Genomic DNA, 20,984 nt, shown 5'->3' on the forward strand with positions numbered 1-20,984 from the left:
AAATTTCATCTCAACATCATAAATCAAAAAATAACACCCCTGCCATCTCATCCAACCGCATTTTTGCTACTCCCCACTCCGGCATAGCTTGTCCCATCAGCCGGTAAAAACGCTCGCTATGGTTATGCTCGGTAATATGACACAGCTCATGCAGGATCACGTTATCAATACGCTTACGCAGTGATTAATTGTCCGATTTCCATCAAGTTAACATGACCCTCATTGATCCGAGATCAATGACGAACATAGCCATGAACACAATGATTTTTTATATAGAAAACGTGAACTAAAGGGCCATAGGTGAGTTGGCCCTTGCATATTAAAATCCGCGCATCCCATTGATGAACGTTTCAATCACATCGCGCACACGGTCATAGACCCGAGCTCGCACGCTTTTGCGTTCCAGAATCTTTGGCGTCCAGGTCAGCGTTTCCGCTACCTCATCCTCTCGCGGCATCACGTCGGTAAAGAGGTAGTTTTCCAGTAGGCCATTCAGCTTAATGGAATCGAGTCGCTCTTCGCTGCATAGAATAGCCAGTGCCTTGCTTTTTTCCTGTTCGACATAGGCTTCAAACACCTGAGTGATATCTTCGTCATGCGAGGCATGCAGCAGGCTTTTTTCAATAAAGTTATCGATAAGCTCACGTTTACTGCGCAGCGTGACGTCGCTATCGACAATATCCATGATCTTTTTCTTCTGCTCCTGCTGTTCTTTTGGCGGCATAGCCTGAATGCCAGCCAATAGACGCAAAATGTAGCCGACGTTAATTTCGTCGCGATGAATCAGCGAGACTTCAAAATCCACGTCTTCAAGAATCGAGACTTTCTCTTTGCTGGAATGCTTTTTCACCTTGTCGTGGATATCGAGGTATTTACTGGTGAAATCGGCCAGCGTCTGGTCCGAGAGCGGTTTCGCCGCATCGTCAAAATCGGCAAAGCTTTCGAGGATATTTTTCAAACGCATTACATCACGGAACGCCGTTACAAACGCCAGTTGTGCTTCTTCATCCGGTAAATCGTCCACGCTTTCCACCGTTGGCGTCAGCGTTAACAAGCGATCGACAGCGTCCTGATAATCCCCGAAGTACTCATCAAAGGGTTTCACCAGCACCGTAGAAGAGGCATCTTTGTTCGAGAACAGGGCAATCGCATCGTCGGTGGCTTTCTTCAGATTACGGAAGCAGACGATATTCCCGTGGCTTTTCTTCTCGTTGAGAATGCGGTTAGTGCGGGAAAACGCCTGCACTAGGCCGTGAAAACGCAGGTTTTTATCAACGTACAGTGTGTTTAGCGCCGGGCTGTCGAAGCCGGTGAGGAACATATTCACCACCAGAAGAATATCGATGCCTTTCTCTTTGGTACGCTGAGCAATATTTTTGTAGTAGTCGTAGAAGCTCTTTGAATCATTGGCTGAGTAGCTGGTGCCATACAGCTCGTTATAATCCTTGATAAAACTATCCAGATGATCGCGACTCGAGGTATCAACTTTCGAGCCCTGCGGCAGGCTAATATCCTCTTCATCCAGCAGACCGTTTACCGCCTCTTTATCACCTTTGTCCGCTTCATTGGCGGCATAAGTGAAGATGGTGGCAATTTTTAATGGCTTGTAGTTGGCATCCGCCGCCTGCAGTACGGCCTGCTTTTCTTTAAAGAGTTTGTAGTAGGTGATCAGCATATCGACTGACCCGACGCAGAACATCGCGGTGAACTCGCGATTGCGAGTCTTGGCGTTATGATGGGCAAGGATATAGTCGGTGATTTTGCCCAACCGGATGTCGCTTTCCATCACCTCTTTGGTGTCGATATCTTCCACATCGATATCGATCTCATTGCTGCTCTCTTTGCGTTTGTAAGTGCCGACATATTCCACGGCAAAGCGCAGAACGTTTTCATCGCGGATGGCGTCGACAATCACGTATTTATGCAGGCATTTATCGAACAACAGCTCGGTGGTCTGTTTGACCCCATTGGTGATATTGACGTTATCGGCAAAGATTGGCGTCCCGGTAAAACCAAACAGCTGGGCATTCTCGAAGAAATTCACGATCGCTTTATGTGTATCACCGAACTGACTGCGGTGGCATTCATCAAAGATAAATACAATGCGCTCTTTGCGCAGGTGTGCGAGCTGCGCTTTATACCCTTCATGGGTGATGGCGTTATTCAGCTTCTGAATGGTGGTCAGGGTCAGTTTGGTGCTGCTTTGCTTGAGATGTTTTATCAGCGTACCGGTGTTGTTGGTGGTGTCCACGCTGTCTTTCGCAAAGCCGTTGAACTCTTTCGCCGTCTGATAATCCAGATCTCGGCGATCGACCACAAAAATAACCCGATCCACTTCCGGCATCTCCATGATCACCTGGCTGGCTTTAAACGAGGTCAGCGTTTTACCGGAGCCAGTGGTATGCCAGATATAGCCGTTCTCCGGCCGTCCCTGCTTGTGGAGATTTTCCTTCACATGACGGATCATCGCCTCACAGGCGTAAAACTGATAGGGACGCATCACCATCAGGCACTTACGGGTTTCGTTTAGCACCGTGTAGTGGGTGATCATTTTGGCGATGTGGCACACTTTCAAAAATGCGTCTGTGAATTTCTCCAACGCTTTTAGCGGGTTATTCTTTTCATCGGTCCAGAAGAAGGTCTGTTCGAAATGGTTGGCACGATTGTTGGCGTAATATTTAGTATCCACGCCGTTGCTGATAATAAAGATCTGCACATACTGGAACAGGCCGCTGCCGACCCAGAAGGCATCCCGATGGTAACGATCGATCTGGTTAAAGGCCTCTTTCAGCCCCAGGCCGCGACGCTTCAGCTCGATCTGCACCAGCGGCAGGCCGTTGATCAGCAGTGTGACGTCGAAGCGGGTTTTACGCGTGTTTTGCTCTGCGTTGAACTGCTTCACCTGGCTCGTCACCTGAAATTCGTTCTGGCACCACTCCTCTTTATTGATAAAGCTGAGCCACTTCTCGGTGCCGTCATCACGCAATAACTGGTAGCGATCGCGCAGAATTTTGGCGCGATCGATGACTTCATTACCTTTTGTCAGGTGCAAGAAAATACGGTTAAATTCGCTGTCCGTTAGTGGGGCAGATTCCAGTCGGTTATGGATTTCAATCTGCTTTCGCAGGTTGGCTTTCATACTGGTTTCATCGGTGACATTTACCCGTTCGTAGTGCATGCCAACCAGTTGTTCCACCAGTTGCGCTTCTAACTCGTATTCGCTTTGCGTTGCCATCAGTGTGTAGTGCCTTTTTTTATTTTGCAGTCCCGGAGTTGGTCGGACCGGATGATTATTATATAAACATTTGCTGGAGCAGGCCCTGCTTCCAGGTTTTTAGCTTGTCCAGCTCTGCTTTTTTGACGGCAATTTTATCGTCGAGAGAAGAGAGGAAGTTGGCAATTTTTGTTTGCTCTTCCAAGGAAGGATACATAAATTTTGTTTTCTTCGCATTCTCAATGGTATAAGTCCCAACCGTTGTAATTGCAGCATGATTAACGATCTGTGTGAGAACTTTTGGGCTATTAAACACATGGTAGAAAAAATCCGAATTTATTTCATTATTTTTCTTGAACCATAAGACATTTCCATCTTTAAAATAGAATGGGTTATCATTTCTAACTTGATGAATTATGCCTAATGTTCCAACCCCACTAACTAGAAAATCACCGACAGCAGGAACCCCATACTTATCTTTTAAGTAAGTATAATTATCTTCGGTTATGAATATTTCACTTTTAAACTTTTCTTTCTTAGATAAGCTTACGAGTTCTCTTGTTCTATAAAATGGAACTCCTTCATTTACCCAATCATCCTGTAAAACTCGTTTACTAGATCCAATAGTGAAGAAGTCGGAGAATTTCCTCATAGTCCATTTTGGAAAAGTCCTTCCATGGTTATCCTTAAACCGCACTTCCTGACTAAAAATCTTCTGCATCATGCCTTTTTTGTACCTGCACAGCAGGTCGTACTGCTTGCTCAGTAACTTAATTCTTTCGTCAACAGAAGAGAGAAAATCGGAAATTTGGATTTGCTCTTCGAGCTCAGGAAATGTAGCACGCCACTCACATAAGTTTTTAAAATAAAGTCTAGTTCTAGTACCTCCTGCTTTTTGTTGAATAGCAAATAGTTTGAACTCATCAGTATGATTCAATTTCGAAAGAAGAAAGTAATTATTTAAACCTTTTCCTGTAAAGACAGGGTATTCTTTACTTACAGCTATTTCAGGCAGTTTATTATTAAGATTAAAGTGGAATGTGTTATCATCACTCATGTGTCGATAAGTAATATATCCAAATGGAACTACACCATACTCACCATCATTCTGAAGCTCACGATCAGCAAAATACTCCGCCTGGGGTTTCAACCCTTGTCGAGAAGAAGAATAAACAGGTATGTCAGTATCAGAAGACACCTTTTTTTGGTAATTCTGTAGATAATCACCTAAGCGAATTTTAGTCCATTCTTTAGAGAATTTGCTGAAACGAAGTTTCGGTACCATCACTTACCTCCTGCAACCAGCGCAAACGGCACATCAATCCCTAGTTCCTCACAGAATCCAGCAATAGTCTTATCAATCTCCGCCACTTTCCCTTCTAGCTCTCGAATTTCCTGCGCCACCGCGTTGAGATCAATCTCCTCTTCAGCTTCAAAAGTATCAACATAGCGCGGGATATTGAGGTTGTAATCGTTATCACGGATCTCTTCCAAGTTAGCGATATGACTGTACTTCTCAACAGTTTTCCAGTCGTTATAGGTATCGGCGATTTTATCGATATGTTCCGGTAGCAGGCGATTCTGAGTTTTCACCTTTTCAAAGTCATTGCTGGCATCGATAAATAGAATACTGTCGTTGTGCTTGCGACACTTGCGCAGTACCAACACACAGGTCGGAATGCTGGTGCCATAGAAGATATTGGCTGGCAGACCGATCACCGCATCAATGCAGTTCAGCTTCTCAATCATAAACCGACGGATATGACCTTCGGCGGCTCCCCGGAACAGCACGCCATGTGGTAGAACCACCGCCATGGTGCCGTCATCTTCCAGGTGATGGAACATATGCTGTACAAACGCCATGTCTGCTTTGCTCGACGGTGCCAGTTTACCGTACTGGGCGAAGCGGTCATCGTTCATAAACAGCGGGCTGGCACTCCACTTAGCGGAGAACGGTGGGTTAGCAACGATGGCGTCAAATTTCAGATGCGTATGCTGCGGGTGCTCCAGCGTATCTTCCTGAATGATCTCAAAGTCTGCATAATGAACCCCGTGCAGAATCATGTTCATACGCGCCAAGTTATATGTGGTACGGTTCATCTCCTGACCATAGATTTTACCCACCGACGAGGCTTCGCGTTTTACGCGCAATAACAAAGAACCAGAGCCACAGGTTGGGTCATACACGTTTTTCAGCTTGAGCTTGTGAGTGGTGACGATTTTAGCCAGCAGGGTGGAAACTGGCTGCGGAGTATAGAACTCACCGGCTTTCTTACCTGCGCCTGAGGCGAACTGGCCGATCAGATATTCGTAGGCGTCGCCCAGAATATCGGAGCTGGCTTCACTCAGATTAAAGCTCAACTTGTCGAGTTCAGTAATCACTTTACCAATCAGCTCATTTTTCGCTTTTGCTGTACTGCCAAGCTTGCTAGAGCCTAAATCAAGATCTTCAAACAAGTTGCTGAAGTCATCCGCGGAGTCGGTGCCCAACGTGCTTTGTTCAATGCTGCGTAGGGTAGTGGCGAGGTCTTCCAGAATAAAGCCGGTGCCTGCACCTTTGGGATCTTTAGCCACACGTTCTGCCATGGTGTGGAACAGATCGGTTGGCGGCAAAAAGTAGCCTAAGGACGGTATACTATCCTCTTTTACTGCGTCAACAATGTCCTGATACGCTGGATGTTCAGGAGTCAGCTCGTTGTACTGAATGCCATCTTCCGCCAAAATTTTGTTAGCGTAAGCAACGAATTTTTCAGAAAGATATTTATAGAAAATAAAACCTAAGCAGTAGTCGCGGAATTCATCGGCATTCATCTTACCGCGCAGAGTATCGGCGATATTCCACAGGCGGCCTTGCAGTTCACTTAAATTTTGCGCTTCAATCTGGGGAGACATAATAAACCTTACTCATTGATTATTTTGATAAATTTTCTATTTTGGCAAAATAATATTGTTGTTTTAATTTTATCAAGTTGTACTCGTAGTAATCTTTCATCTTGAGATGAAGATACAGCTCACCTATCGCTTGTTGCTTTTTTAGTCCAGGTAAATCGAGTTCAAATTGACGAACCATTTGCAGAGTTAACTTGGGTACAGTTGACCCCTGCAGAACAAATGATTTTTGTTGGGCTATAGCTTTGCTCTCATTGAAATGCCAAATCCAAAATAATGGAGAAACTCTGCTAACATCCAACTCGACCTTAACAAAGTTATTGCCCAATATTCGCCCTGTATGCTCCTGCTTAACAAGAACAGCTTTAGCATTCGCTAAGTTAATAATGACATCATTTTCTCTTGTCACTTTTAGTAACGTCGTACTCTTAACCACCTGTTCTTTATCAGAAACTATCACTTCAGGTTGCCAGTCATCGATCTGATGCAACTGTGCTGTATAGAAGCGATACTCTTTACCTGATTTTTCCGACTCTATGCGTGACAGGTTTACTCCGGGGATAAAATTTGCAATGTCGCTATAAACGATTTTTCCCATTTTTATCCTCGTAAAATCGGGGGCTACGCCCCCTTTCGCTTAGTTAATGGCACCAGCAGTTGGCGCTTTCACTGTCGAAAAACTCGACAAGCAAACCTTCACCAAACACCGCTTTTAATTTCCCTTCAATTGCATCACAGCCAGAGGTATCAGTGCCATACACTGATACCGCCACCCTTGATGGACGACTTTTTTTCAGTGCATCAAGTATATGGCTGTCATTTTCCCCCATACTCCATCCATAGATCACGATACTTTCCTTTTTCTCTGGCAGTACTTCACGGTAAACAGTGTCAAGATAACGACTACGAGCAATCGCATTTAGTTTTTGCTTACTTGTCCCTTCAGAAACAAAAACTGGTGTAACTGCTGCAGAGCTCCATTGCTGAGAAATTTGCTGAAGATAAGTTCCGTCACCATGAGGATTAGTATGTAATTTGGACTCTTGACCACTGAAGTCTTGGGCCAAAATCAAGGAACCATGTGGGTAGAAGACTAAGCCTATCGTCTTGTAACCTCTTACACGATCCTTCCAATGTAAGTCTCTAAATTCACTCCAGTCAAACTGTTCATTAAACAAACGGTTAATGAAGCAATCCTTTAATTTTCCGGTAGTTGTATCCTCAAGCAAAGATGCCCAGTACACAATAAGATCATAATTCAGGGATAAAACCGTCTTGAATCTGCCTATAAAAGAACGAATTTTAACTAGCACATCCGATATCTCATGATGCTCAGGATGATTTTGGCTCACACATTGAATCAACAGATTTCTAAGTAACTTATACCTCTCAGTCGTTGCATTCTCAGGCACACCGAGCTGTTGATTTACTTGAGTTGCAATCCACAGACGATGCAGAATCAACTCAAAATCTTGCGTATCAAATAGTTCGAACAAGGCTGTCAGTTGCCCATCTGAACTGAGCTCGGTCAACTTCTGACATAAGCTACGATAGGCAAAATCGCTATTAACTGCGATACTTGCACCATTCCCCAAAAGTAAAGTATCATCGTAATTGGCCTCAATCTCGGCCCATTGTTTAATTGTCACCATGTTTCAACCCTCGCTTTCATATTTTAGATTTGTGGGTGTTCCGCCAAGAACTCACCCACTCACGTTCAAATAGGTAATTTTTAAAAATTACCTAATCTGAAACTGAGGCCATTAAACAACGAGGTTGTGTTGCTGTCAATTCTTTTCTGTGTAATTTTTCAAAATTACACAGAAAACTATCCATCTCAAGCGCCAAATAACGCTTTAAAGTTTCGTATTTTCAATGAGTTATAATACTCAAAAGGATTTATCTTACTCTTTGCTTTGCAAAATCAAACGGACTAACTCCCTTCTCTCTATTCGCATCCAGATAATCAGCCCACCACTGCAGCATCAACCTACGCTCATCCAAATGCTCAGCCTTATGAATGTAAGCCGCACGAACTGAGCTACGTTCCATATGGCTCATCTGCCGCTCTACCGCATCCCTGGACCACAACCCCGATTCAATCAACGAGCTACATGCCATAGTCCTGAAACCATGTCCACAAACATCGACCTTTGTGTCATAACCCATGACACGCAGCGCCTTGTTCACCGTATTTTCACTCATCGGTTTACGAGGGTTGTGATCTCCAACGAAAACAAAATCACGATTACCACTGAACTTATGGACCTGTCTAAGGATGTCCAGTGCCTGCCGAGATAAGGGCACCAAATGAGGTGTACGCATTTTGGAGCCTCGCTGTGAATGCTTCACTCCTTCAATAGCTTCTCGCTCAGCCGGTATCGTCCACATTGCCGTTTCAAAATCGATTTCAGACCAACGCGCAAAGCGTAATTCACTGGAACGAATGAAGATTAACAAAGTGAGCTCAACGGCCAGACGAGTCATAGGTCGTCCCGTGTAAACGTCAATTCGGTGGAGTAGTTCAGGTAGGCGTTTCAATTCAAGTGCAGGGCGATGGACACGATTACTTGAAGCTACTGCGCCCGCCATTTCCTGGGCTGGATTGTAATCAATCAAGCCACTTTGCACCGCATAGCGCATGATTGCTGTGGTTCGCTGCTGAAGGCGAGAAGCGACTTCAAAGCGACCAGTTGCCTCTACAACTTTAATAGGTGCAAGCAGGTCACGAGTCTTCAACTCTTCAATGCTACTCTTACCAATAGCTAGAAACAGATTATCTTCTAGGCTCTTCAGCACCCGTCGACTGTGTTCCTCTGACCATTTCTTGTTAGTTGCATGCCACTCTCTGGCAACAGACTCAAAGGTAATGGCCTCCTTTGCCTGCTCCTCTTTTACAGCACGCTTATGCTCGCGAGGATCGATTCCAGCAGCAACAAGCCTTCTGGCCTCTTCCCTCTTTTGACGAGCATCAGCTAATGACGTTTCAGGATAAACACCAAACGCCATCAGGTGCTGCTTACCATCAAAGCGAAAACGGAACCGCCAGTATTTTGAGCCGTTAGGGTGAATCAGCAAAAACATGCCATCCCCATCGACAAGGGTGTACTCCTTTTCCTGCGATTTTGCAGAACGCACTTTGATATCTGTCAGAGCCATAAAAGTTCTCCTTCCATGTGCCGCTGTGAGTATACAATTATTATCGAACCAGCATATATACTCGGTTCTATACTCACAAGCGACTTGATGTGGGTTGACTCAGATTGACTTCTGTTGAAAGGAAAATCGCGGAAAGCCTTGTTTGGCGCGGATTTCAGGCACAAAAAAAGACGTCCGTTGACGTCTGTTGATGTTCCGATGGTGCCGAAGGCCGGACTCGAACCGGCACGTATTTCTACGGTTGATTTTGAATCAACTGCGTCTACCGATTTCGCCACTTCGGCACTGAAGGGGATGCGGAAACGTTGTGGATTATACCCGTCGCGCGCCGCCATGCAAGCGACGACGCGCTAAACCCGCGCTAAGTGCCCAAAAAACCAGCGCCCTTTGTCACTCCAGCTCAGACACCGCCAGCCGAATCACCCCTGCCGCCTTCTGCTCCGGCAGCGCCAGCACCTTCGCCCACATCTCCTGCACCATATCGCAGGAGAGCTTCTCTTTGCCCGCCGCCTTCTCCGGCATCTGCAACAGCTGGATGTCCTCGCCGTACTTATCAGCGAGTTCCTTCATAATCGGTCGCACATCCTCGACAGCCGCCTCGCGTTCGGCCTGCGTCACGGTGTGGCGATTTTTGCCGTAGGCCGCGCGCATCATGTCGGCATCGGCCTGCATGCGCCGCGTCATCAGGTCTTTATCCAGCATGCGCATCGGGTTCACGCCGCCCTTCACCATCGGGTAGAGGAAGCGGAAACAGGCGTCGTCGCTCACCTTCTGGATGGCGGCGGTCTGCTCCATGTTGATGGTCATGTAGTTCACCACGTTGGCATCCGGGGCATTTTGCAGGCGCGTCATCTGCAAATGCAGGATCTGCGGCTGGATGGTGTCGATAATGTGCTGCTCCGGCTCGCCGGCCTTTTGCAGGGCGGCCATCTGGTCGAGGATGCGCTGATGCAGCACAGGCTCCTGCTCCTTGATCACCTGCCAGGCGGGCATCGCGTTAAGAGCGGTATCAATTTGCGCTTCCGGAGCGCGCTGCCTGTCGAAGAAGACCCAGAACGCCACGGCGGCAGCCGCGACAACAACAATGACCGTACTGATCCACGTTTTTTTCATCTCGCATCCTTATCCTTGCGTTATGCCGGTTTACACCGGCACGCCGCTGTGGAAGCGAAACTCGTGGTCCGGTGTCGAGATAAGTGTGGCTTCAATTTCGCCAAAAAGCTGTATGCGCGGTGAGATATCGTCGTTGCTTACCTGCTGGGCCAGCGTCAGGTAGTCCTGGTAGTGGCGCGCTTCCGAGCGCAGCAGCGAGAGATAGAACTTCTGCAAATCATCGTCGAGGAACGGGGCCAGCGCGGCGAAGCGTTCGCAGGAGCGGGCTTCGATGTAGGCGCCGCAGATGAGCTTGTCGATCAGCGTCAGCGGTTCGTGAGTGCGCACTTCCTTCAGCATCCCTTTGGCGTAGCGGCTGGCGGTGATTTTAACGTACGGAATGTCGCGGGCCAGCATCGCCTCGCGCACCTGCCAGAAGTGGTGCAGCTCCTCTTTGATCAGCAGCACCATGCTGTCGATGAGCGCCTGGCCCCAGGGGTCGTCGGTTTTGGGCATTACGCTTTTGCCAATCTGCCTGTGGAGGGCGATGAAGTCCGGCTCCGGACCGTCGCGAAAGGTGAACTGTTCGTAGGGTTTGAGCCATTCGAGCAGCGCGTCGGCACCGCTTTCGTCGGCGACGTATTTGCGCACGAGTAATAGCGCGGTCTGGGCGGCCTTGAGCTCGCACACCATGTGGTCGGTGAGCAGCAGCGGCAGGTTCGCCGGGTCGCGGGCTTTATCTATCCATGCTTGCGGGGTCGGGCACTGGAGGAAGTTGAGTACGGGGGCGAGTATCTGCGGGTAATCCATGGTTCTGCCTTGAAAAAAGCGGTGACGCGCGCCACCGCCTGAATCACTTAGTGACGCACGCCGTCGTCGTCTTCGTCGACGTAATCTTCGTCGTCGCCTTCTTCGCCGTCTTCACCGTTCGGATCTTCGAAGTAGGTTCCCCAGCCGTCGTATTCCACTTCAAACTTCTCGGCCAGGTTCATCAGCTGTTCTACCTGCGCGTCGATCAGCTCCGCCTTCAGCGCGCCTTCGCTCAGGATGTCGCAGCAGATGACGGTGTCGCCCTCTTCCACTTCCAGCTCTTCCGGCTCGGTCACTTCGTAACCCAGCTTGAAGGCTTCCACGGCCATTTTTTCCAGCGCTTCAAAGTCGTCCGCAGAGAAATGGTGTTCGATGGTGTACAGCGCGTCCGGATCGCTACCGTCTTCCAACAGCTCTTCAATAATCAGACGCGTCTCTTCGCGTTGCTCTTCCAGTAATTCCGGGTTTGCCATGGCTCAATCCTCTTTAAAGTGCGGCAGATACTTCTATTTTCACACACGGATGGGTTTGCCTCCACCTTTGTTGGAAAGATTTGTGAAACGGGGTTGCAAATGAATAATTACACATATAAAGTGAATTTTAATTCAATAAGTGGCGCTCGCCATGTGAGGATAAAATGTCTGATCTGTACAAGAAACACTTTCTGAAATTGCTCGACTTTACCCCTGCACAGTTCACTTCTCTGCTGACCCTTGCCGCACAGCTCAAGGCCGATAAGAAAAATGGCAAGGAAGTACAGAAGCTTACCGGTAAGAACATCGCGCTCATCTTCGAAAAAGACTCGACCCGTACACGTTGCTCTTTCGAAGTTGCCGCATTTGACCAGGGCGCACGCGTCACCTATTTAGGGCCGAGCGGCAGCCAGATTGGGCATAAAGAATCAATTAAGGACACCGCGCGCGTTCTCGGGCGGATGTACGACGGCATTCAGTATCGCGGTCACGGCCAGGAAGTCGTCGAAACGCTGGCGCAGTATGCGGGCGTGCCGGTGTGGAACGGGCTGACCAACGAGTTCCACCCGACCCAGCTGCTGGCGGACCTGCTAACCATGCAGGAGCACCTGCCGGGCAAGGCGTTTAACGAGATGACGCTGGTCTACGCGGGCGACGCGCGCAACAACATGGGCAACTCGATGCTGGAAGCGGCGGCGCTGACCGGGTTGGATCTGCGCCTGGTGGCCCCGAAAGCCTGCTGGCCGGAAGAGAGCCTGGTGGCGGAGTGCAGCGCGCTGGCGGAGAAGCACGGCGGCAAAATCACCCTGACGGAAGACGTGGCGGCGGGCGTGAAGGGCGCGGACTTTATCTATACCGACGTCTGGGTGTCGATGGGCGAAGCCAAAGAGAAGTGGGCGGAGCGGATTGCGCTGCTGCGAGGGTATCAGGTGAACGCGCAAATGATGGCGCTGACCGGCAATCCGAACGTGAAGTTCCTGCACTGTCTGCCCGCGTTCCATGACGACCAGACCACGCTCGGCAAGCAGATGGCGAAGGAGTTCGACCTGCACGGCGGGATGGAGGTGACGGACGAGGTGTTTGAGTCGGCGGCGAGCATCGTGTTCGATCAGGCTGAAAACCGGATGCATACGATTAAGGCGGTGATGGTGGCGACGCTTGGGGAGTGATTGGGTCCTCTGCGGTCTGGTGCCCTCACCCCGGCCCTCTCCCACAGGGAGAGGGAGAAAACACTAAAAACGACAACAGCGTTATCGTCAGACAGAAAAATTCGTTTTACTGCCGCTTTCTCAGCCAGGCATTAACCATAATAAGTATTTATGTTTTTATTAAGCATTATTTATTGAGTAGATAATGGTTAATATCAGGTCATTATCAATTACAAAACATTGTATATATTCGGTGTAGTGTTTCCTTATTAATTCATTTCATTAATAAGGATAATTATATGTCATGGAATAAGCATGAAGCTGTATCATATGCCCTTAGCCATGCACATCATAACAGCACGGATTACTGCGCCCACGCCGTTGCGGAAGCTATTCGTGCCGGAGGATTGAAAATTATAGAACAGCCTTTATCCCGGCCAGACATATCGGAAGATACAGCCCAAAATCACCCTTTACAGGCACTATTGATATGAAAAATATCTTACTGCTTCTCTTCATATTCTCTTTTTCTGCAATGGCTGGCCATTCTGATCCGATTGAGCGTGCTGTAAAATTTAACAGCTGGTACGTAAATCAAATCAACAAAGACGTATTTCCCATCACTGATGGAAACGAAATAGATAAATATGTCACAGCATCAACAATGAAAAAACTCCGTCACGCGCAGGATCCTCGCTATGCAGACGAAGACTTTTACGAGGCTGATATATTTTTAAAAGCGCAATACGTCGGCGATGACTGGCCGCAGAATGTAACAGCCATAGCCGGGGATACCGATCCAGTCTGTGTCAACGTATACATTGCATTCGGTAAAAAGCAGGACCACGTAGTCATAGACTGCATGGTTAAAGAAAACAACTTATGGAAGGTGCAGTCGGTTTCTGCTGTTGAATTTTCAAGAAACCTGACTATACCGAACTGAGCCAAACAACGTACTGACATGATATTAGATCGGTGCGATCTTCCTGCCGGGTGACACAGCGCTTACCCTGCCTACAAAACCCGTAGGCCCGTGCAAGCAAAGCGCCGCCGGGCAAACCGGCTCCCCTTCATTGATTTTTCACCCCGAAAAAGGTACGTTTTCGCCTTCATTCCAGCGTGGACATGCCAGCATTATGCCGATTATTCAGTCTGTTGAACGTGCGTTGCAGATCCTCGACCTGTTCAACGAGCAGGCCACCGAGCTTAAGATCACCGACATCAGCAAACTGATGGGGCTGAGCAAGAGCACCCTCCACTCGCTGCTGAAAACCCTCCAGCTTCACGGCTATATCGATCAGAATCCGGAGAACGGCAAATATCGCCTCGGCATGAAGCTGGTCGAGCGCGGCCATTTTGTCGTGGGCTCAATCGATATTCGCCAGAAGGCGAAAGGCTGGCTGACGGAGCTGTCGCAGCAGACCGGGCAGACCACCCATCTGGGGATCCTGGACGGGCGTGAAGGGGTCTATATCGAGAAGATTGAAGGCAAGCTGGCCGCCATCGCCTATTCGCGCATCGGCCGCCGCCTGCCGGTTCACGCCACCGCCATCGGCAAGGTGTTGATTGCCTGGCTGGGCGAGGCCGAGCTGAATGCCCTGCTGGAGGGCTATCAGTACACCACCTTTACTCCCGCGACCCTCGCCTCTCGTGAAGCCTTAATGAACGCCCTGGCGCAGACCCGCGAGCAGGGCTATGCCCTGGACAGCGAAGAGAACGAGCAGGGCGTGCGCTGCGTGGCAGTGCCGGTGTGGAACCACGAATCCCGCGTGATTGCCGCCCTGAGCCTGTCGACGCTCACCTCCCGCGTGGACGACGCCGAGCTGGCCCGCTTCCGCGAGCAGCTTCAGCAGGCCGGGCTCGAGCTGTCACGTGCGCTGGGCTATACCGGCTCGTAGGTGAAGTAGTCGAAGTCCGCGTGACAGCCGTCACCGCTGATGTCCTCGCAGTGCAGCCCCACAAACGCGCCGGTAAAGAAGCCGCGCCCGCCGATGTAGTCATCCGACAGCTTCCAGGCCTCATACGTCACCGGCACGGCGTGCCACGTCTCGCCGTCGAACGAGTAGCTGTAGCGGTAGACTAGCGTATCCACGTCCACCCGCAGCCAGACGCTCTCCGCATGTTCCGGCACCGGAATGGGCTGCTCGTGCAGCGGCCACGACGGCACGTTGTGGTCGAGCTGGATCACCTTGATGGTTCTCCCCTGACCCTCCTCGTAATCCATAAAGCAGTAGCTCCAGTTTTTGCTGTTGTAGTAGCAGGTCAGCCCCGCGCTCTGCTGGAAGTGAACCGGCGAGAACTGCATCCGCGTCTCGGCCCGGAAGGTGAAATGCTGCCAGCGGCGCGCCACGGTCGACTGGGTGAAGGTCGAGTTGAGCGAGTCGTTGCCGTAGAGCCGTAAGTAGCCCGGGCGGGCGGTGAGCGAGCCGAGGGTGTCGTCGAACGGAATGCGCAGGGTCTGCAGCTCCGGGTCAAGCGTACTGCCGTCGAAATCATCCCGCCAGTTACCCTGAGCGGCTGCGGGCTGCTCCGCCACCTGCGGGCCGGGCACGGTCAGCTGCGCGTGCTTGCCGCCCTCCACGTACGGCCAGCCGTCGCGCCACTCAATGCGGGCGATGCCGGTCTCGCGCCCCAGCGGGCAGTAGCCGCGTCCGCCGGAGGCCAGCAGCGGCACGCCGGGCAGGCGCAGCGGGCGGCTGGTGAGGTAGGCCATGTACCACTCTCCGGTGTGGGTTTGCAGCAGCGAGCCGTGGCCGCTCTTTTGCAGCGGGTTCTCCGGCAGGTGCCAGCTGGTCATCATCGTCACGTCCGGGTGCAGCTCGTAGGGCCCGTCGATATTTTTGGAACGCAGCACCACGACGGCGTGCTCGTAGCTGGTGCCGCCCTCGGCAACCATCAGGTAGTACCAGCCCGCGTGGCGATAAAGATGCGCCCCTTCGGTGTAGCAGAGCGGCGTGCCAGTAAACAGCGTTTTGCGCTCGGGCGAGAGCGTGCCGGTCTGCGGATCAAACTCCTGCATCACAATGGTGTTGTGCGGGTTGCTGTGGTGGCGCGGCCCCCACGGGCGGTAGAGGTAGTACTTGCGGCCATCGTTGTCGTGGAACAGGGACGGATCGAACCCACCGTTGCCCATCGGGATCGGCTCGCTCCACGGCCCCTCAATGGACGGCGCGGTGACGAGGAAGTTGCGGCCATTTTTCCACGGCGAGTCGACAATCTTCACGTCGGTATAGAGCAGCCAGAATTTGCCGTCGGCGTAGCTCAGGCAAGGTGCCCAGATGCCGCCGGAGTCCGGGTTGCCCTTCATGTCCAGCATCGACACGCGGTCCAGCGGCGTGCTGACCAGCGACCAGTTTTTCAGGTCGCGGGCGTGGTAGATACGCACGCCCGGGAACCACTCGAAGGTCGAGGTGGCGATGTAGTAGTCCTCGCCCTGACGGCAGAGGGACGGGTCCGGGTTGAAGCCGGTCAGGATCGGGTTAGTAATTTCCATGTTGCCTCCGGTTAATGGGATGCGGCTGTCGCGGCGTCGGGTACGGCCTCGCCCTGCGCCGCGCGGTGTTTGATAAGCTGCTGGCTGATGGCCTCCACGCGGTCGTCGGTGAGCTTGTAGAACGACAGCATGATGAACATGCCCGCGTAGAGCACCACCGGCACCACGCAGAACAGAATTTTGATGGTGGTGAGCACCTCAACCGGCTGCACGCTGCTGCTGGCGGAGTAGTTCACCCAGGCCAGGATCCAGCCCACCACCGCCCCGCCAATCGCCAGGCCAATCTTCAGGCTGAACAGATAGGTGGAGAACACCAGCCCGTCGAGGCGACGCCCGCTGCGGCTCTCCTCGTAATCCACCACGTCGGAGGCCATCAGCCACTGTAGCGGCGTGGTGGTGTTAAAGACGAACAGGAACAGGATGTTGAGGGCGAAAATCAGCGCGATGTGCTCGGCCGGGGTGAAGAAAATCAGCAGGCTGATGAGCGAGTAAGCGACGATGATCCACTTAAAGGCGGTGACGCGGTCGAAGCGGCCCAGCAGGCGGGACGAGCAGAGCGAGCCGAACATGGTGGCGAGGCTGCCGTAGAGTAAAAACTGGGTCGCCATCTCCGGATGATCCATCACGTATTTCACGAAGTAGAGCGTCGCCCCGCCGCGCACCACGTTGGAGCAGGTCGCCATCATCTTGAACGCGCACATGATGCGCCACTGGCCGTTGCCGAGCAGCAGCCTGAGATCTTTCGCCACCGACGAGCCCGGCTGCACCTCGAAGGTGTAGCGCTCTTTGGTGGTAAAGAAGCAGACGTAGAGCAGCACCACGCCGGTCAGCCCCAGCACGCACATGGCGCCGAAATAGCCCACCTGCTCGTCCCCCTTGCCGATGATGCTGACCAGCGGCAGCGCGATGCCGCTGATGGCGAGCGAGCCCGCCGCGGCGAGGAAGAAACGCCAGGACTGAAGGGCGTGGCGCTCTTTCGGGTCGGCGGTGATCACCCCCGGCATGGCGCAGTACGGGACGTTAACGAAGGTGTAAACCAGGGTCAGGAGAATGTAGGTCGCGCAGGCGTAGATGATTTTGCCCTGCGCGGAGAAGTCCGGCGTGTAGAAGGTCAGCATGCAGACGATGCCAAACGGGATGGCGCCCCACAGCAGGAACGGGCGGAACTGGCCGTGCCGCGTGCGGGTGCGGTCTACCAGCAGCCCCATCAGCGGGTCGGTCACGGCGTCGAGCACGCGGGAGACTAAAAACAGCGTGCCCATAATGCCCGCGGAGAGTCCAAACACGTCGGTGTAGAAATAGGCCAGCAGGAACATCGTGGCCTGCCAGACGAAGCCGCAGGCGGTGTCACCCAGCCCGTAGCCAATTTTGTCTTTCATGGTTAATTGCGTCATCAGAATTACACCCTTTGGTAGTGTGCTGAATTACAACATCGTGTTAATGGAGTGTAATGAGCTGTTCAATTAACCAGCAATGGTCATATCTTATTTCTGAATTACGTTATTTTGCTTTTGTGACGCCAACGATATATCGCAACTTATTGTTTAAATTAACAAATTACAGATGCGTAAAAGCCGCCCACGGAATATTTTCCGTAGACGACAATCGCGTGAAAAATAATTAAATGCCGAGCGCTTTTTTACCGGCGTTAATTACCTCAATAATTTTATCGGTGTCATAAATACAGCCTTTCCAGGTGCCGCCGCTCACCGACTGCAATGCCGCCCACAGCCGGGTATCGTCCGGCAAAAAGTCGTGAGCGTGCAGGTCCGGGTGCGTCTGCCGCCGAGCCAGCGCGCGCGCGCCCTCCTCCGGCGTCAGCGGGTTATCCGCCGTGCCGATAAAGTTCACGCTGCCTGTTAATGTCAGGCGGTCGACGGCAATCTCGATGATGTCGTTGTCGCGCAGCTTGCCAATCGGCCCACCCGCCAGCGCCTCCGGCGACACGTGGCCGAAACAGGCGCCTGTCGACACGCCCGAGAAGCGCGCATCGGTGATTAACGACACCGTCTTGCCCCAGGAGATATGCTTCAGCGCGGAGGTAAGCTGGTAGGTCTCTTCCATACCGGTGCCGGACGGCCCGCCGCCGATCACCACCATGATATCCCCCTGCTTAATCTCTTCCCGCTTGATGGCCTTGATGGCCTGCGCTTCCGAGACAAACACCCGCACCCGGCCGGTGTGGCGGTAAACGCCATCGTCATCCACTACCGACGGGTCGATCGCCGTGGCCTTGATCACCGAACCTTCCGGCGCGATGTTGCCCGTCGGGAAGCAGACCGTCGAGGTCAGCCCTTTCGCTTTGGCCTTCTCCGGCGGCAGGATCACGTCATCCGGCTCCACGCCGTCCTGCTCGCGCAGGCACTGGCGGAAGCGCTTACGGCGCTCGGACGTCTGCCACCAGTCGAGGTTCTCGCCCACCGTCTGGCCGGTGACGGTGATGGCGTCCAGATGCAGCAGGCCGAGATCGCGCAGGTGGAGCATCACTTCCGGCACGCCGCCCGCGAGGAACGCGCGCACGGTCGGGTGGTAGTCCGGGCCGTTGGGCAGCACGCTCACCAGGCGCGGCACCCTGCGGTTGACGCGCGTCCAGTGCTCTACGTCCGGAATAGTGCAGCCCGCCGCGTGGGCAATGGCCGGGATGTGCAGCAGTAAGTTCGTGGAACCGCCGAACGCCGCGTGGATCACCATGGCGTTTTCGATGGCTTTATCGGTGAGGATATCGCGCGTGGTGATGCCGCGGTTATCCAGCTCGCTCACCGCCCGCGCCGACTGGCGGGCGATCTCCAGCCACACCGCCTGCCCGGACGGTGCCAGCGCGGAGTGCGGCAGCGCCAGCCCCAGCGCTTCCGCCACCACCTGCGAGGTGCCCGCCGTGCCGAGGAACTGACACCCGCCGCCCGGCGACGCGCAGGCGCGACAGCCGAGCTCTGCGGCCTCCTGCAATGAGAGCTCGTGGTTGGCAAAGCGCGCGCCGATGGTCTGCACCTTGCCCGCATCTTCCCCCACGGTCGGCGGCAGCGTCGCCCCGCCCGGCACCAGGATGGTCGGCAGGTCGTGCATGGAGGCCAGCGCGATCATGGTGGCGGGTAGCCCTTTATCGCAGGTGGCCACGCCGATCACCGCCCGGCGCGTGGGCAGGGAGCGGATCAGACGGCGAAACACGATCGCCGCGTCGTTACGATACGGCAGGGAGTCGAACATGCCGTGCGTGCCCTGCGAGCGCCCGTCGCACGGATCGCTGACGAAGGCCGCAAACGGGATCCCGCCGTTGCGGGTGATCTCCTTCGCCGCCGCCTGCATCTGCATGCCGATTTCCCAGTGTCCGGTGTGGTAGCCCAGCGCAACCGGGCGTCCATCTCCGGCGCGAATACCGCCCTGGGTACCGATAATCAGCACCTCTTTGCCGGTCAGCTTGTTGGCGTCCCAGCCCATCCCGGCGTTCTGCGTCATGCCGAACAGGTTGCCGCTGGGGGATTCCATCAGCATCTGCGGGGTCAGCGGCAGCGCGCCCTGCGGCCCCGCCGCGTGGGTGATCACCGCATAAAACGCATCGTCCTGTGGGGTGAAAATTTTCTCAATGGTCATCGTTATCGTCCGGCTCAGCAGAGCTTGAGCTGTTGCAGCAGGGTTTTCAGCTGCGCCTTACGCGGCTCGTCCAGCGGCGTGGCGGGCGGCAGCACGTGCGTGGAGACAGGACGACCACAAAGCACGATCGCCTCTTTAATGACGTTCACAAACGGCGTATCCAGCTGATACATCTGCGGGATTTGCAGCAGGGTCTGATGATACTCAGCCGCTTTCGCCACGTCTTTATCCCGCCAGGCTTTCAGAAGATTCACCGACACCTGCGGGGCAAAGTTGCCGCTGGCCGAAATCGCCCCGTCGCCGCCGAGCAGCAGGGTATTAAACAGATGATCGTCGTAGCCGCACAGCACGGTGAAGTGCGGATGAGCGGCTTTAACGGTGAGGATCATGCTGCGCAGGTGGGCGACGGAGTCGATGGTGTCTTTGATGCCGATAATATTGCTGCGCGAATCGGCCAGGGTTTTCACCAGCGCCGGAGTCAGATCCTGCCCGGTCAGCGCCGGGAAGTTATAGAGCATCACCGGCAGCGTGACGCTATCGGCCACCTGTTCGAAATAGCGGATCAGGTTCGCTTCCGACACCTTCCAGTAGTAGGGGTTGATCACCACGATGCCGTCCGCGCCCGCCTGCTGCGCGTGCTGGCTGAGTTCAATGGTTTCCCGGGCGTTGGTGCCGCCGGTGCCGATCAGCACCGGCACACGACGATCGACATGATCGATAGCAAAGCGGGCAATGGTTTTACGCTCTTCGGCGCTGAGCTGGGAGAACTCGCCGCCGCTGCCCAGGAAGAACAGGCCGTCAACGCCCGCTTTGATGAGATCGTCGATCAGCGCGGCGGTGCCCTGCTCATCAAGCTGGCCGTCGGCGGTAAAAATGGTGGAGACAGGGGGAATGATTCCCGTGAACAACGCGGACTGCGGCATAAGATCTCCTTGTTGAATCATTTTGTTCTATATTATAGAACAGCGTTCATTAATTTAACGATCATACTATGACGCAGAAAAAGGGGAGGTAAATGGGAGATGAGGAGGGAGTGCGGGAAGTTTAAGCTGGATCACATTATGCGTGGGTGCGGTCTGGTGCCCCAGCCCTCTCCCTGTGGGTGTACAGTCCGGGGA

At 52.8% G+C, this 20,984-nt stretch carries 17 protein-coding genes, 1 tRNA gene and 1 pseudogene; 4 read left to right on the forward strand and 15 right to left on the reverse strand.

From position 1 onward, the window contains the following. Window positions 1-16: 16 nt before the first annotated feature. From IM313_RS08640 to rraB, 11 genes and pseudogenes are all read right to left on the reverse strand, one after another. A pseudogene (locus IM313_RS08640) lies at window positions 17-169 on the reverse strand (M48 family metallopeptidase); the annotation flags it as partial. Window positions 170-319: 150 nt separating this feature from the next. Further along, on the reverse strand, window positions 320-3,235 hold the full coding sequence (locus tag IM313_RS08645; RefSeq protein WP_192971538.1) for a type I restriction endonuclease subunit R: 2,916 nt from the start codon (window positions 3,233-3,235) through the stop codon (window positions 320-322). 58 nt (window positions 3,236-3,293) lie between these two features. Beyond that, the gene (locus IM313_RS08650) at window positions 3,294-4,499 is read right to left on the reverse strand and encodes a restriction endonuclease subunit S (protein ID WP_192971537.1); all 1,206 of its coding nucleotides are present in this window, start codon (window positions 4,497-4,499) and stop codon (window positions 3,294-3,296) included. Beyond that, a complete protein-coding gene (locus IM313_RS08655) occupies window positions 4,499-6,106 on the reverse strand; it encodes a type I restriction-modification system subunit M (protein ID WP_192971536.1) in 1,608 nt (535 codons plus the stop codon). The genes IM313_RS08650 and IM313_RS08655 overlap by 1 nt, the downstream gene beginning before the upstream one ends. Window positions 6,107-6,125: 19 nt before the next feature. After that, on the reverse strand, window positions 6,126-6,701 hold the full coding sequence (locus tag IM313_RS08660) for a restriction endonuclease subunit S (RefSeq protein WP_192971535.1): 576 nt from the start codon (window positions 6,699-6,701) through the stop codon (window positions 6,126-6,128). A gap of 43 nt (window positions 6,702-6,744) precedes the next feature. Continuing rightward, a complete protein-coding gene (locus tag IM313_RS08665) occupies window positions 6,745-7,755 on the reverse strand; it encodes a DUF4917 family protein (protein WP_192971534.1) in 1,011 nt (336 codons plus the stop codon). 247 nt (window positions 7,756-8,002) lie between these two features. Beyond that, window positions 8,003-9,262 (reverse strand): integrase arm-type DNA-binding domain-containing protein, encoded by a 1,260-nt coding sequence (locus IM313_RS08670; RefSeq protein WP_192971533.1) that lies wholly within the window; start codon window positions 9,260-9,262, stop codon window positions 8,003-8,005. Between the two features lie 199 nt (window positions 9,263-9,461). Then, window positions 9,462-9,546: transfer RNA gene (locus IM313_RS08675), tRNA-Leu, on the reverse strand. 106 nt (window positions 9,547-9,652) lie between these two features. Beyond that, window positions 9,653-10,375, reverse strand: a complete 723-nt coding sequence (locus IM313_RS08680; RefSeq protein ID WP_192971532.1) for a topoisomerase II — start codon at window positions 10,373-10,375, stop codon at window positions 9,653-9,655. A gap of 30 nt (window positions 10,376-10,405) precedes the next feature. Beyond that, on the reverse strand, window positions 10,406-11,164 hold the full coding sequence (gene miaE, locus IM313_RS08685) for a tRNA isopentenyl-2-thiomethyl-A-37 hydroxylase MiaE (protein ID WP_192971531.1): 759 nt from the start codon (window positions 11,162-11,164) through the stop codon (window positions 10,406-10,408). Window positions 11,165-11,211: 47 nt separating this feature from the next. Beyond that, window positions 11,212-11,637, reverse strand: coding sequence for a ribonuclease E inhibitor RraB (gene rraB, locus IM313_RS08690; protein ID WP_017694625.1), 426 nt, complete (start codon window positions 11,635-11,637; stop codon window positions 11,212-11,214). Between the two features lie 99 nt (window positions 11,638-11,736). Here rraB and IM313_RS22545 point away from each other — a divergent pair, with 99 nt between their 5' ends. From IM313_RS22545 to xynR, 4 genes are all read left to right on the forward strand, one after another. After that, window positions 11,737-11,832 (forward strand): hypothetical protein, encoded by a 96-nt coding sequence (locus tag IM313_RS22545; protein ID WP_217202290.1) that lies wholly within the window; start codon window positions 11,737-11,739, stop codon window positions 11,830-11,832. After that, complete coding sequence (argF, locus tag IM313_RS08695; protein WP_023299201.1) at window positions 11,802-12,806, forward strand: ornithine carbamoyltransferase; 1,005 nt, start codon at window positions 11,802-11,804, stop codon at window positions 12,804-12,806. Before IM313_RS22545 ends, argF begins: the two co-directional genes overlap by 31 nt. Before the next feature lie 469 nt (window positions 12,807-13,275). Then, window positions 13,276-13,728, forward strand: a complete 453-nt coding sequence (locus tag IM313_RS08700) for a DUF3828 domain-containing protein (RefSeq protein WP_096947262.1) — start codon at window positions 13,276-13,278, stop codon at window positions 13,726-13,728. Window positions 13,729-13,921: 193 nt separating this feature from the next. Beyond that, window positions 13,922-14,683: a DNA-binding transcriptional repressor XynR gene (xynR, locus tag IM313_RS08705; protein WP_192971530.1), complete on the forward strand. Its 762-nt coding sequence runs from the start codon at window positions 13,922-13,924 to the stop codon at window positions 14,681-14,683. Here xynR and IM313_RS08710 read toward each other — a convergent pair. The 4 genes from IM313_RS08710 to yagE form a co-directional block, all read right to left on the reverse strand. After that, window positions 14,668-16,278, reverse strand: coding sequence for a glycoside hydrolase family 43 protein (locus IM313_RS08710; RefSeq protein WP_192971529.1), 1,611 nt, complete (start codon window positions 16,276-16,278; stop codon window positions 14,668-14,670). The two genes, xynR and IM313_RS08710, sit on opposite strands and share 16 nt — an antisense overlap. 11 nt (window positions 16,279-16,289) lie before the next feature. After that, window positions 16,290-17,672 carry an MFS transporter gene (locus IM313_RS08715; protein ID WP_028015325.1) on the reverse strand — a complete coding sequence of 461 codons (1,383 nt, stop codon included), beginning with the start codon at window positions 17,670-17,672 and terminating at the stop codon, window positions 16,290-16,292. 226 nt (window positions 17,673-17,898) lie between these two features. Then, window positions 17,899-19,866 (reverse strand): xylonate dehydratase YagF, encoded by a 1,968-nt coding sequence (gene yagF / locus IM313_RS08720; protein ID WP_193034376.1) that lies wholly within the window; start codon window positions 19,864-19,866, stop codon window positions 17,899-17,901. Window positions 19,867-19,880: 14 nt separating this feature from the next. Further along, window positions 19,881-20,789 carry a 2-keto-3-deoxygluconate aldolase gene (gene yagE, locus IM313_RS08725; protein WP_047367011.1) on the reverse strand — a complete coding sequence of 303 codons (909 nt, stop codon included), beginning with the start codon at window positions 20,787-20,789 and terminating at the stop codon, window positions 19,881-19,883. Window positions 20,790-20,984 lie beyond the last annotated feature (195 nt).

Source organism: Enterobacter cloacae complex sp. P2B, assembly GCF_014895985.1.
Classification (GTDB): Bacteria; Pseudomonadota; Gammaproteobacteria; order Enterobacterales; family Enterobacteriaceae; genus Enterobacter; species Enterobacter bugandensis.

Coding starts and splice junctions, on each gene's coding strand:
- IM313_RS08645 (WP_192971538.1), bottom strand. CDS start 3,235: ATGGCAACGCAAAGCGAATACGAGTTAGAAGCGCAACTGGTGGAACAA.
- IM313_RS08650 (WP_192971537.1), bottom strand. CDS start 4,499: ATGGTACCGAAACTTCGTTTCAGCAAATTCTCTAAAGAATGGACTAAA.
- IM313_RS08655 (WP_192971536.1), bottom strand. CDS start 6,106: ATGTCTCCCCAGATTGAAGCGCAAAATTTAAGTGAACTGCAAGGCCGC.
- IM313_RS08660 (WP_192971535.1), bottom strand. CDS start 6,701: ATGGGAAAAATCGTTTATAGCGACATTGCAAATTTTATCCCCGGAGTA.
- IM313_RS08665 (WP_192971534.1), bottom strand. CDS start 7,755: ATGGTGACAATTAAACAATGGGCCGAGATTGAGGCCAATTACGATGAT.
- IM313_RS08670 (WP_192971533.1), bottom strand. CDS start 9,262: ATGGCTCTGACAGATATCAAAGTGCGTTCTGCAAAATCGCAGGAAAAG.
- IM313_RS08680 (WP_192971532.1), bottom strand. CDS start 10,375: ATGAAAAAAACGTGGATCAGTACGGTCATTGTTGTTGTCGCGGCTGCC.
- miaE (WP_192971531.1), bottom strand. CDS start 11,164: ATGGATTACCCGCAGATACTCGCCCCCGTACTCAACTTCCTCCAGTGC.
- rraB (WP_017694625.1), bottom strand. CDS start 11,637: ATGGCAAACCCGGAATTACTGGAAGAGCAACGCGAAGAGACGCGTCTG.
- IM313_RS22545 (WP_217202290.1), top strand. CDS start 11,737: ATGAATAATTACACATATAAAGTGAATTTTAATTCAATAAGTGGCGCT.
- argF (WP_023299201.1), top strand. CDS start 11,802: ATGTCTGATCTGTACAAGAAACACTTTCTGAAATTGCTCGACTTTACC.
- IM313_RS08700 (WP_096947262.1), top strand. CDS start 13,276: ATGAAAAATATCTTACTGCTTCTCTTCATATTCTCTTTTTCTGCAATG.
- xynR (WP_192971530.1), top strand. CDS start 13,922: ATGCCGATTATTCAGTCTGTTGAACGTGCGTTGCAGATCCTCGACCTG.
- IM313_RS08710 (WP_192971529.1), bottom strand. CDS start 16,278: ATGGAAATTACTAACCCGATCCTGACCGGCTTCAACCCGGACCCGTCC.
- IM313_RS08715 (WP_028015325.1), bottom strand. CDS start 17,672: ATGACGCAATTAACCATGAAAGACAAAATTGGCTACGGGCTGGGTGAC.
- yagF (WP_193034376.1), bottom strand. CDS start 19,866: ATGACCATTGAGAAAATTTTCACCCCACAGGACGATGCGTTTTATGCG.
- yagE (WP_047367011.1), bottom strand. CDS start 20,789: ATGCCGCAGTCCGCGTTGTTCACGGGAATCATTCCCCCTGTCTCCACC.